14 protein-coding genes are annotated in these 10,849 nt (G+C 39.7%); 6 read left to right on the forward strand and 8 right to left on the reverse strand.

From position 1 onward, the window contains the following. Nucleotides 1–8 precede the first annotated feature (8 nt). The 6 genes from ACIQXV_RS18205 to ACIQXV_RS18230 all read right to left on the reverse strand — a co-directional run bounded on the left by ACIQXV_RS18205 (nucleotide 9) and on the right by ACIQXV_RS18230 (nucleotide 2,088). Entirely contained in the window at nucleotides 9–227 is a 219-nt protein-coding gene (locus ACIQXV_RS18205; RefSeq protein ID WP_402960769.1) for a spore germination protein, read from the reverse strand. A gap of 61 nt (nucleotides 228–288) precedes the next feature. After that, nucleotides 289–678, reverse strand: coding sequence for a spore germination protein GerPE (locus tag ACIQXV_RS18210; protein ID WP_402960770.1), 390 nt, complete (start codon nucleotides 676–678; stop codon nucleotides 289–291). Beyond that, nucleotides 659–865 (reverse strand): spore gernimation protein GerPD, encoded by a 207-nt coding sequence (locus tag ACIQXV_RS18215; protein ID WP_402960772.1) that lies wholly within the window; start codon nucleotides 863–865, stop codon nucleotides 659–661. The genes ACIQXV_RS18210 and ACIQXV_RS18215 overlap by 20 nt, the downstream gene beginning before the upstream one ends. Beyond that, nucleotides 862–1,479: a spore germination protein GerPC gene (gene gerPC / locus ACIQXV_RS18220; protein ID WP_402960774.1), complete on the reverse strand. Its 618-nt coding sequence runs from the start codon at nucleotides 1,477–1,479 to the stop codon at nucleotides 862–864. The genes ACIQXV_RS18215 and gerPC overlap by 4 nt, the downstream gene beginning before the upstream one ends. Nucleotides 1,480–1,610: 131 nt before the next feature. Next, complete coding sequence (locus ACIQXV_RS18225) at nucleotides 1,611–1,850, reverse strand: spore germination protein GerPB (protein ID WP_402960776.1); 240 nt, start codon at nucleotides 1,848–1,850, stop codon at nucleotides 1,611–1,613. A gap of 16 nt (nucleotides 1,851–1,866) precedes the next feature. Further along, nucleotides 1,867–2,088 (reverse strand): spore germination protein, encoded by a 222-nt coding sequence (locus ACIQXV_RS18230; RefSeq protein WP_402960778.1) that lies wholly within the window; start codon nucleotides 2,086–2,088, stop codon nucleotides 1,867–1,869. 209 nt (nucleotides 2,089–2,297) lie between these two features. Here ACIQXV_RS18230 and ACIQXV_RS18235 point away from each other — a divergent pair, with 209 nt between their 5' ends. From ACIQXV_RS18235 to ACIQXV_RS18245, 3 genes are all read left to right on the forward strand, one after another. Next, nucleotides 2,298–2,657, forward strand: a complete 360-nt coding sequence (locus ACIQXV_RS18235) for a YisL family protein (RefSeq protein WP_402960780.1) — start codon at nucleotides 2,298–2,300, stop codon at nucleotides 2,655–2,657. 108 nt (nucleotides 2,658–2,765) lie between these two features. Further along, nucleotides 2,766–3,038, forward strand: coding sequence for a ubiquitin-like small modifier protein 1 (locus ACIQXV_RS18240; protein WP_402960782.1), 273 nt, complete (start codon nucleotides 2,766–2,768; stop codon nucleotides 3,036–3,038). A gap of 1 nt (nucleotide 3,039) precedes the next feature. After that, a complete protein-coding gene (locus ACIQXV_RS18245; protein ID WP_402960784.1) occupies nucleotides 3,040–3,312 on the forward strand; it encodes a MoaD-like domain-containing protein in 273 nt (90 codons plus the stop codon). A gap of 43 nt (nucleotides 3,313–3,355) precedes the next feature. On the opposite strand, the gene ACIQXV_RS18250 is transcribed toward ACIQXV_RS18245, so the two are convergent. Further along, a complete protein-coding gene (locus ACIQXV_RS18250; RefSeq protein ID WP_402960786.1) occupies nucleotides 3,356–5,185 on the reverse strand; it encodes an aldehyde ferredoxin oxidoreductase family protein in 1,830 nt (609 codons plus the stop codon). A 231-nt stretch (nucleotides 5,186–5,416) separates the two neighbouring features. On the opposite strand from ACIQXV_RS18250, the gene ACIQXV_RS18255 reads away from it, so the two are divergent. Next, complete coding sequence (locus ACIQXV_RS18255; RefSeq protein ID WP_402960788.1) at nucleotides 5,417–6,445, forward strand: ThiF family adenylyltransferase; 1,029 nt, start codon at nucleotides 5,417–5,419, stop codon at nucleotides 6,443–6,445. A 30-nt stretch (nucleotides 6,446–6,475) separates the two neighbouring features. Here ACIQXV_RS18255 and ACIQXV_RS18260 read toward each other — a convergent pair whose 3' ends face one another. Continuing rightward, a complete protein-coding gene (locus ACIQXV_RS18260) occupies nucleotides 6,476–7,039 on the reverse strand; it encodes a DUF2777 domain-containing protein (protein WP_402960790.1) in 564 nt (187 codons plus the stop codon). A 214-nt stretch (nucleotides 7,040–7,253) separates the two neighbouring features. Here ACIQXV_RS18260 and asnB point away from each other — a divergent pair, with 214 nt between their 5' ends. Continuing rightward, nucleotides 7,254–9,101: an asparagine synthase (glutamine-hydrolyzing) gene (asnB, locus tag ACIQXV_RS18265; RefSeq protein ID WP_402960792.1), complete on the forward strand. Its 1,848-nt coding sequence runs from the start codon at nucleotides 7,254–7,256 to the stop codon at nucleotides 9,099–9,101. A 110-nt stretch (nucleotides 9,102–9,211) separates the two neighbouring features. Then, nucleotides 9,212–10,738, forward strand: a complete 1,527-nt coding sequence (locus tag ACIQXV_RS18270; protein ID WP_402960794.1) for an alpha-amylase family glycosyl hydrolase — start codon at nucleotides 9,212–9,214, stop codon at nucleotides 10,736–10,738. Nucleotides 10,739–10,849: the final 111 nt, after the last annotated feature.

A 10,849-nucleotide genomic window follows, 5' to 3' on the forward strand; every position in this document is an offset into this window, starting at 1 on the left:
TGTCATTTTTAATTATTCCCTGCTATAGGCTGATCAATCAAATTTGTATCAAGAACATTTGTACCACTTAACCCATTATTCGTTACAATAAAGCCACCGGTATTAAACCCACCAGAGCCGGCGAAAGTTTTCGTGCTGCTCTTTGGAGAGATATAAACGGTATCTCCAAATTGTACAATTCCTCCGCCTATACTAATAATTTGTACTGGACCAATAATCGCTGGCATTATAAACATCCTTTACAATTTTGAACTACCTTTGAACCTGCTTTAAAAGTAACATATGCGGTTATCTTATGTCCTGTTCATGCCCTTCAAGCAGAAGCTGGCGGATATGCTTAATTCTAGCCTCCATCGAAACATTTCGAGAGTTCCCAACATGAAGAATTGACGAAGAAGAAACAGCAGTGACAGCAATGTTATTAACTTTTATGATGGGATTAATATTGCGGCGTAAAAAAGTTATTGATTCGGTAATTGGCGGCAATGGCAGAGGCTTTTTAAAAATTCGATAGGAAGGAAAGTTACCTTCGTCCCCGAAAAATATTTCTGCTTCCCTTTGAACTGCAATCGCACGTGAGAATCCATTAAGAATGCATGAATCCCCAAGCTGAATAATTGAGTCGAAGGCTACCTGCTTTACCTCCAGGTTGTCAACACTAGAGATTCGGGTCAGCATAGCCAGGGGTCACATCCCGTTCTAATGGTACAAATGGCCCGATAATTAAGGATTCGGGCGGTGTGTCAAATGCTGATGTCAGTTGGATGGTTTCCGTATCTCCTACCATAAATAATGATGAGCTTGCCACCGCCAGGATTTTTATATTATCGACATGGAGGACGTGATTGTAAACTTCAAAATTCATTCCGTCTTCATTCCTTTCACATTCTCAGGTAAGTTAGTTAAAAAGACCATTACACCACTTTGAATTTCCTGCTTTAGTGCTTCGATAACGATTTCTTGGATTGGAGGGGTTCCATCACCTGACTGAATCTTGGATGCGTTAGCTTTAAGATGATAGTCTATCCGACCCGGAAGCTGTTTGATAATATCCTCTTTGATAAAGGATAAATAGGATTCATTTGGTGGAATTGCCATGTTCCTTTGGGTATCTTTCACAATTAGCGGTAAGTCAGTTTCTAAAAAGCCATGGATCGCCTCTTCAATTTTCGTTGATAATCGCATTTGTTCTTTTGGAGAAAATGGGGTTTTTAATGATTGATTTTGTACAGCAAAGTCTTCAATTCCGGATAAATCGTTAGGATTTAGACCAATATTTAACGTTCCCTCAAGGGTCTCAACCTTCAATTGATCAAACTTATATTCAATTCTATCAACATGAATCGTGGGTTTCTCCCCTATTTGCGCTAAATCAGTTCTTAATTTTTGAATTGTCTGTTCCAATGCTGCAATTCTCTTCTCCTGCGCCTGAATACTCATCTGTAGCCATTGAAGATATTGGTAAAAATCCTGATACATGTTAATCACCTCGCCAGCAAATAGCCTTTTCACCTTGTGTTCTAACTATATGCACAGACTCTTTAGGATTTGCTTTTTTTCCACAATTTCATAAGGCTGACAAGGTTTTTCCATTACCGGGTGTTTATTTATTAACCTCTGACTGCAGCCTGTAAGGGAACTGCAGGTGCCAGTATTTGTGCTGAAGGTGCCGTTATTTGTCCTGCTGGTTTAATTCCTAGTGGCGCTGGTTTTGTGAAACCGCCAGTATTATATAGAAGTGCTTGAGGCTTTATGATTCCGGCACTGCCGATTTGAAGGACAGAAGAATTGGTAATCCCGCCAATTTTAATAAAATTAATCTGAATGGACTGCTGGATATAAAAATTCATTTAGACCACCCGTTCATTACATATTAAGGAAATTGTTTTGGTCAATGACATCCGGATCAGATGTATTCGTTGAACTTAATTGATTTTGAACATCGACCTGATCGCCTGTATTAAAGGAACCAGCTCCAGAGAATGTTTTTGCCGTTGAGAATGGCATGATTTTATAAACATCTCCAATGTGAAAAACAGAGCTGCTCCCGAGTGTAATGACCTGTGCAACCCCAACAATCGCTGGCATATTCAACACCCTTTTTAATTATGATCTTTTACATCTTATGTTTGGGCGAATGTAATGTGAATCATTCGCCCAAATTTAATACCATTGACAAGATTTCATTCTAATTGCAACATGACTAAGTTTGTCACAATATTTGAATCACTTTTTTCGTAATTGCTAAAGGCCTATGGTATGATAGTCTCGATAAATTATACATAGGAGGAACAAAAATGATTCATGGTCATGTAACAGCATGGGTTTTAGCTCTGATTTTATTTTTCGTTGCACTTTCATTAAATAAAAGTGGGAAAGCAAAAGGATTTAAAATTGTTCAAATGATTTTACGGGTTTTATATCTGCTAATTATTGCCACAGGCATCGGACTTCTTTTCACGCTTTACAAAATCGATGTTTGGTATATTTTAAAAGCGGTAGTGGGACTATGGGTTATCGGATTATTTGAAATGATCCTCAGCCGTGTAGCAAAAAACAGAAGTACTTCCGTTTTTTGGATTCAGTTTATCATTGCATTTTTACTTGTATTATATTTAGGCTTTGTAAAATTGCCTATGTCGATTTTTAATGTATAAGCTAAAAGGCTGTCCTAGGACAGCCTTTATTTTTGAAATACTATATACAGCGTGACAACTTCCACCTGGAGTTTTAATATTAAAATTAATAGAGGGGAGAGGATAAATGTGCTTGTTAAGGTGTTTGCAAATCTTCGGCAAATATGCGGTGGAGTAACGGTTGATGTTCAGCCTGATGGAAATCAGGTAATGGATGTTTTAGATAAAATGGTGGAAATGTTTCCGGATTTACAAGATGAGATTTTTACCCCGGAAAAAGAGCTGCTTCCATTTGTTCATGTGTATGTGAACGGCAGGAATATCATCCATCTTGATGATCTTCAGACGGAAGTTTCGGAGGACGATCAATTTGCCCTATTTCCTCCTGTTGCAGGCGGCTAATATGGCAGCAATAGATTTAGAGTTTCGAGGAATTAGTATAGAGCATCTAGGAATGTATTTCAAAGAGCTTGGTGCGAAACAGATAACCGATTCGTTTCCCTTTGTTTATGAGGGAGAGGGCTGGAGTGGACAGATTTTATCGGAAGCGGAAATATCCTTTACCGCAACATTTAAAGTAATTACCATTCAGGTGCGTTTTATTGCAGATGACGAGGATGGTCTAAAATTGCTTATTAAAAATTATCGATACAAGACCACTAGAATAGGTGGATAATAAAGGAAAAGGCTTCTGCTGAATATTGCAGAAGCCTTTTTCTTTATACTAATTGATTTTCAGCATCAATAATGCCTAATTCGCGCAGCTTTTCATTCGGAACAAGACCGTCCTGCCAGCCTCGTACTTGATAATATTCTTCAAGCATGATATCCATACGGCTGACCACACCGGCGCTATTTCCTGATGCCGGTTCCTCAGTGAACCGTTTTGGAAGGAAGTCGTCTTCACGTTTATTGAAGCCTGCAAGGTTATTATAATAACGCTCAAGGTTATAAATTCTTTCCCCCGCCTTCATCACGTCATCAGCTGTTAATTGAACACCTGTCATGGCACTATATTGCTCGGCATAATGCTCCGCATTTTCAGAGAAGGACGAGAACTTACAAATATTCATAGAATCAGAGAAGGCCAGCATATCTTGGAATACTTTTAATAGTTCACCTTTGCCCTCTGGTTGTAAGCGGTCGGTTGGCTCTGGAATACCGGCAATTTCACTTGCAACTGTATATCCGCGCAGGTGGCAGGCACCACGGTTACTTGTTGCGTAACCAAGTCCAATGCCTTGAATTCCACGTGGGTCATAGGCCGGAATGGACTGACCTTTAACAGACATGGAAAGTTCAGGTGCACCCCATGAGGCAGTTGCACGTGCAGGTCCTTCAGCAAGTACACCGCCGAAGCCCTCTCGGAAAGCAATTTTTCTCATCAATTCTATCATGGAATCGGCGTCGCCCCAGATTAACTCATCAGAAATGATGCCTTTTTCATAAGCTTCCATGGTTACAGAGAAGGCGTGCCCTAATTCAATTGTATCAAGCCCGTACTCATTGCAACGGTCAATCATAAAAGAAATTGCTTCAGCATCACTTAAAAGACAGTTGGAACCAAGGGACCAGGCGGATTCAAACTCAATGCTTTCTACTCGTGTTTTATACTTGCCATCCTTAACTTCTACTTCAATTTTACAGCCAACAGGGCAGGCATGACAGGTGTTGTTCGCGACACGTAAATGTGTGTTCACATATTCGCCGCTATGTTTTTCTGCTTCATCCCAGTGTGTAAATTGCGAGTTTTTAGTCGGCAGTGCTCCAACTTCGTTAATGAGGTTTGTTAACACGTTTGTTCCATAAACGGATAATCCGCCTTTATTTGGCGCCGTTAAGCCGCCATCGAGAATCGCTTTAACCGCCTTTTTGTTGGCTTCCTTATATTCACTTTCTAATTTTGCTACAGGCATATTCCCTTTTTGGGCTGCTTTGATGACAATCGCCTTTAATTTTTTATATCCGGCAACTGCGGCTGTACCACCGCGGCCCGCTGCACGGTCATGCTCATTAATAAATGAAGCGAAACGAACGGTGTTTTCGCCTGCCTGACCGATGGTCATGACGCTTAGGTCTTCTTCACCGTGTTGGTCTTTCATTGCCTTAATGAATGCTCTAGTGCTTGTTCCCCACAAATCTGAAGCATCGCGGATTTCTGCTTTACCGTCAGAAATGTAAAGATATACCGGCTTGTCACTTTTCCCTGAGAAAATAAGATTGTCGATGCCTGCCCACTTTAAACGTGCAGCCGTCCAACCGCCGATGTGAGAATCCGTAACGGTGCCTGTTAGCGGGGATTTTGTTACGACACAAAGACGCCCACTCATGGATGAACGTGAGCCAGTGACGGGACCGGTCATAAAACATAAGATGTTTTCAGGTGATAATGGCTCCACTTCAGGACCATTATCGAGCACATACTTAACCCCCAAGCCGCGGCCGCCTATGTACTTTATCGCATCGTTTTCATTAATGTCTCTGTAATCAACAGTACCATTTGTTAAGTCAACTAAGACTTCTTTGTTTTTAAAACCGCCTAAATTCAAAATAGTTCCCCTCTTTCCTATTATTTGAAATTTATGCTAATCTCTTATTATATTTGATATACAATGAGAGATTCCTCCAAAAAATATCTATTTACCCAATATTTATTATACACTTTTTGTAATGTTTTTAAAATTAAATTTTTTTACTTAGAAAAGATTATATTTTGATAAAATAGTAGTAATATCCTTAGTGAACTTTAAACGAAAGTTAAGATAGAAAAGAGGAATCCCATGAATAATTTAGAGCGGTATTCAAGACAAGTCCTTTTTCAAGCGATTGGGGAAGAGGGACAACGGAAATTGCTGAAGAGCCGGGTTGCCATTATTGGGGCAGGTGCACTTGGAACTGTGATTGCTAACCATCTTGTCCGATCAGGTGTTGGATTCATTAGGCTAATTGATCGAGATTTGGTAGAACTATCAAATCTCCAGCGGCAAACGCTTTTTGATGAAGAAGATGCAAAATTAAATCTTCCTAAAGCTGTTGCAGCACAAAATAGACTAAGTAAAATAAATTCCACTGTGGCGGTTGAGGCGGTGATCGCGGATTTGAATCTGGAGAATGCAGAAGAATTATTATCAGGGTTTGACGTGCTAGTTGATGGTACCGATAACTTTCAGACTCGTTTCTTAATAAATGACGTAGCTGTTAAGTATGGAACTCCATGGGTGCATGGAGCTGCGGTAAGCTCGCGTGGGATGTTTGCGGTAATTAAACCAGGGGTAACCCCTTGCTACCGTTGCCTCTTCCCACATGTTCCAACTGGCACAGGTGAAACATGCGATACGGTGGGGGTCTTGTCACCATTAACGGATATTATCGGCTCCTTTCAAGCGATGGAAACGATAAAACTATTGGTGGGGGCAGAAACCACCCCTAATCTGGAACAAGTCGATATTTGGGATGTTACGTCGATGCAAATGGATATTTCAAAAGGGAGAAATCCCGATTGTCCTGCATGCGTGAAGGGGCAATTTGATTATCTAGATCGATCTTCAATGCATCAGGTAGCCTATATGACCCTATGTGGCCGAGATACAGTTCAAATCAATCCAAGGAAAAAAGGCGAGCTGGATTTAAAAAAGACAACAGAGATCTTAAGGAAAAGTGGAAAGGTCTCAGGAAACGAGTTTTTACTGCGCTTTTCACCAGAAGAGGACATCTCCATTGTGGTATTTAAGGATTCGCGCGTGCTTATCCATGGTACAAATGATGTTGTCAAAGCCAAAATTCTTTATTCAAAATATTTTGGAAGCTAAAAAAGGCTGGAGATGACCTCCATGCCTTTTTTATGAAATCATTTTCTCTATAACTAACCGCTTTCCGGTATTTAAGGTGAATTCAAAGCGGTCATTGACTTTTTCATAATAACAAAAATGATGCTGTACATTACAAATCTGCTCTTGATTGTCAAACACCATGAAATTCACACCGTCTTTTCGATGTTCATCAGATAAGAAGGATAAATGGTTATAACAATATATACAATCATAGATCGAAAAGTTTAACGAGTTTAATGTCGTCACGAATTGGAAAAAGGCATCGTCATTAACCCCATCCAATAGTCTTTCAAGAGAGTAAATTAAATGTTTCCTCATTCGAATGGTATCGTGATCTCGAAGCATAATCGCTTCCTTCCCACAATGAATTTTTCCCGGTTCATTCAATATGCCTTTTTTCCAACGATTCAAACGGAAGATTTCAATTTCTTGATGAACGAAATCATCTAACATCGTAGCTTCCTCTGTCTCCTCATCGAAAAATATCCATTGGTCATTTATTTGTTCCACTGTTCCTTCGTTGTATGCTCGTTGTTGGAAATCATATAGTTTTAGTCGTTGTTGTCGATTCATCGTTAACCTCCGTAACACAGTTGCTTTCATTTTTCTTTTTAGACATCTTCCTGACTTTTTATAACTTTGTTATTTTTAAAAAAATAAGTATAAATTTCATTGCTTTAAAAAGTGCACTGCACATATATGGACAATTAACCATTTAATCTGGGCTGAATACTATAGAGCATGCACCAGAAGTTCAGTAAATCGATAGTAAGGGAGTGAGATGTCAATGTGCGGAATCTCGGGGTGGGTTGATTTTGAACATCCAATAAGAAACGAAACAGAAATATTAAATAAAATGGTGAATACTTTAGCGAAAAGGGGCCCTGATGAAACCAACATTTGGTTCGATACACATGTTGGTTTTGGTCATAAGCGGCTGGTTGTAGTCGACCCTGAAGGCGGAAGGCAGCCGATGACCAAGCAAAAAGAGGGCCATAATTACACCATCTGCTACAACGGGGAATTATACAATACTGAAGATATCCGCAAAATACTCCATACTAAAGGATATTCCTTTAAAGGTCATTCTGATACAGAAGTTCTATTAACTGCCTATATAGAATGGGCGGAAGAGTGCGTGAATTATTTAAACGGCATCTATGCCTTTGCCATTTGGGATTCAAAAAGAGAACAACTCTATATTGGACGAGATCGACTTGGGGTAAAACCATTATTTTTTACAGAACACAAAAATGGTCTTATTTTTGCTTCGGAACTTAAGGCAATCCTAGCGCATCCCGAAATCAAAACAGAAATTAACATAGAGGGGCTTGTTGAAATTTTTGGTGCAGGTCCATCAAGGGCTCCGGGGTCAGGTGTTTTTAAAGGAATGAAGGAGCTTAGACCGGCACATGCCCTTACCTTTTCCAAAAATGGTTTGAAGATTTGGCGTTATTGGAATGTCAAAAGTGAAGAACATAAGGAAAGTGTGGAAGAAACAGCGGAAAAGGTTCGTTTTTTAGTAACCGATGCTGTAACGAGGCAGCTTGTTTCTGATGTACCATTATGTACCTTCTTATCAGGCGGGCTTGATTCCAGTATCATTACGGCCATTGCCGCGAAGGGTTTCGAAGAAAAGGGAAAAGGGCAGCTTCATACGTATTCAATCGATTATGAAGGAAATGACCAATTTTTTTCCTCGAATGAATTTCAGCCTGATGCGGACGGAAAATTCATACAAATGATAACGGACCAATATAATACACAACACTTTAACAAGACCATATCACAACAGCAATTAGTAAATGATTTGCTTGAAGCCACACATGTCAGAGATTTCCCAGGCATGGCAGACGTTGATTCCTCCTTACTCTGGTTTTGTAAAGAAATCAAAAAGGACTTTGTTGTGAGTTTATCAGGGGAATGCGCTGATGAAATTTTTGGCGGCTACCCATGGTTTCATCGTAAACAAGATTTAGAGCGGCCGGGTTTTCCGTGGATGCGTTCTGTAAATGAACGGCAAAATTTGTTGAAATCTCATTGGCAGGAAAAATTAAACTTGAATGAATATTGCTTGGAACAGTATCAACAGGCAGTTGCTGAAACCCCAAGATTGGAGGGGGAGAGTTTAGAGGATGCAAGACGCAGGGAACTATTTTATATTAATATGACTTGGTTCATGACCACATTGCTTGATCGAAAAGACAGAATGAGTATGGGCGCCAGCCTGGAGGTCAGAGTACCTTTTGCCGACCATCGCCTTGTGGAATATGTCTGGAATATTCCGTGGGAGATGAAAATGTATCGTGGAAGGGAAAAAGGCATTCTACGGAAAGCCTTTGAAGGGGTCCTTCCGGAGGAGGTACTTTACCGGAAGAAAAGTCCCTATCCAAAAACACATAACCCGGAGTATACCACGGCCATCCAAAAATGGATGAGGACTATATTACAAGATAAGACATCTGCATTACATGAATTCTTTGATAAAAATCAGTTAGATAGAATTGTAGAGACCGGTGGAGATTCCTTTCAAGAGCCTTGGTTTGGCCAGCTGATGACTGGGCCGCAATTATTAGCCTATCTTGTGCAACTTCACACATGGTTTAAGGAATACAATATTAACATAGTGAATTAATAAGAAAAATAAATGTCCAGATAATATTTGGAATAAAAACCTTATTCGATTAAAATGAGTAGTGGGAAGAGGGAACTTTACCTCTTCCTTTTTTAGAGGGGGAAAATCAAATGAAAAAAATTACACTCATATTAATCACATTATTATTCATTTCAGCACTTCCTGCACAGGCAGCTATAGAAAAGAAGGAAAGGCTGTGGCAGGATGAAGCTGTGTATTCGATCATGATTGACCGTTTCAACAATGGGGACATAAACAATGATATCGATGCGAATGCCAAGGATCCTAATGTCTATAATGGCGGCGATTTCCAAGGGATTATTGACAAATTAGATTACATACATGACATGGGATTCACAGCTATTCGCTTAACGCCAATCTTTGACAATGCCAAAAATGGCTACCATGGCTATTGGGTAAATGATTTTTACAAAACGGACGAACATTTTGGATCGATAAAAACGTTCCAAAAGCTAGTCAAAGAAGCGCATAAGCGGAAGATAAAGGTACTGATTGATTTTGTCACGAATAACACAGCAGCCACCCACCCATGGGTGAATGATTCAAGCAAACAGGACTGGTTTCATCAAAAACAGGAGATCAGTGATCATAATAATCAACAGTCGCTAGAAAATGGCTGGGTTGATGGATTGCCTGACCTAAATCAGGACAACCCTGAAGTGAAAAAATACTTAATTGATGCGGCAAAATGGTGGATTAAGAAAACAGATGTGGATGGATATAGCTTGCCAGAGGTCAATCATGTCCCATTAAGTTTTTGGACTGATTTTTCAAATGAAGTAAAGAAAGAGAAAAAGGACTTTTTTCTGTTAGGCGTTACGTCGGAAAATACGAGTATTGATATGAACCAATATCAAAGTGTGGGAATTGATAGCTTATTTGATTATTCTCAAAGTGAGAAATTAAGGAAGGCCTTTGCAACGACAAATCAACCGTTTAGCCCGCTTTATTCTGCATTTGATAGTTCTCAAAAAAACTCAGGGTTAATGGCTAATTTCTTGGATAATGAGTATACGGTAAGATTTACGAATGATATTGTGGACGAAAGACAATTCCCTGGTTCGCGATGGAAAACGGCATTAACCTATCTTTATACAACCCCAGGTATCCCCCTTTTTTATTATGGGACTGAAATTGCATTAATTGGCGGAGAAGTTCCCGATAACCGCCGGCAAATGAATTTTCGGACGGAAAAAGAGCTAATTGACTATATTACTAAGCTTGCTGAACAAAGAAAACAGCTTGCTTCCTTAACAAGAGGAACGATGGAAATGCTCTATGACAAAGGCGGAATGGTTGTTTATAAGCGTGTCTATAAAGGGGAAACTTCCGTAATCGCGATAAACAATTCGACGAAATCACAAAAGGTGATTTTAACAGAGGAGCAGTTAGCGGGCGGCAAGGAGCTTCGCGGCCTGATCGGCGGGGATCTTGTTCGTAGTCGGGATCATCAATACATCCTCATCGTCGACCGTGATATTTCCGAAATATATGTACTGACCGAAAAGAGTGGAATAAAAACTTCACTTATCGTCTCATTGGTTATTGTTTACATCTTGGTGGGTATTTTCCTTTTCTTTATTATCAAGAGAAGAAAAAATAAAAAGATAGAGTAAAAAAGCATCGGCGGAAGTGAACTGCACCCCAATTGTTAGACACACTCTAACAATTGGAGGTGCAGTTTTTTTATGACTAAATTTACAACTGAAACTAAATTGGCCATTATT

The sequence above is a fragment of the Neobacillus sp. NPDC097160 genome (assembly GCF_044762155.1).
GTDB lineage: Bacteria > Bacillota > Bacilli > Bacillales > Cytobacillaceae > Neobacillus.

Excerpts from the sequence above, each read along its gene's own strand:
- asnB (WP_402960792.1), top strand. The coding sequence starts at position 7,254 with ATGTGCGGAATCTCGGGGTGGGTTGATTTTGAACATCCAATAAGAAAC.
- gerPC (WP_402960774.1), bottom strand. The coding sequence starts at position 1,479 with ATGTATCAGGATTTTTACCAATATCTTCAATGGCTACAGATGAGTATT.
- ACIQXV_RS18260 (WP_402960790.1), bottom strand. The coding sequence starts at position 7,039 with ATGAATCGACAACAACGACTAAAACTATATGATTTCCAACAACGAGCA.
- ACIQXV_RS18215 (WP_402960772.1), bottom strand. The coding sequence starts at position 865 with ATGAATTTTGAAGTTTACAATCACGTCCTCCATGTCGATAATATAAAA.
- ACIQXV_RS18245 (WP_402960784.1), top strand. The coding sequence starts at position 3,040 with ATGGCAGCAATAGATTTAGAGTTTCGAGGAATTAGTATAGAGCATCTA.
- ACIQXV_RS18205 (WP_402960769.1), bottom strand. The coding sequence starts at position 227 with ATGCCAGCGATTATTGGTCCAGTACAAATTATTAGTATAGGCGGAGGA.
- ACIQXV_RS18210 (WP_402960770.1), bottom strand. The coding sequence starts at position 678 with ATGCTGACCCGAATCTCTAGTGTTGACAACCTGGAGGTAAAGCAGGTA.
- ACIQXV_RS18230 (WP_402960778.1), bottom strand. The coding sequence starts at position 2,088 with ATGCCAGCGATTGTTGGGGTTGCACAGGTCATTACACTCGGGAGCAGC.
- ACIQXV_RS18225 (WP_402960776.1), bottom strand. The coding sequence starts at position 1,850 with ATGAATTTTTATATCCAGCAGTCCATTCAGATTAATTTTATTAAAATT.
- ACIQXV_RS18235 (WP_402960780.1), top strand. The coding sequence starts at position 2,298 with ATGATTCATGGTCATGTAACAGCATGGGTTTTAGCTCTGATTTTATTT.
- ACIQXV_RS18255 (WP_402960788.1), top strand. The coding sequence starts at position 5,417 with ATGAATAATTTAGAGCGGTATTCAAGACAAGTCCTTTTTCAAGCGATT.
- ACIQXV_RS18270 (WP_402960794.1), top strand. The coding sequence starts at position 9,212 with ATGAAAAAAATTACACTCATATTAATCACATTATTATTCATTTCAGCA.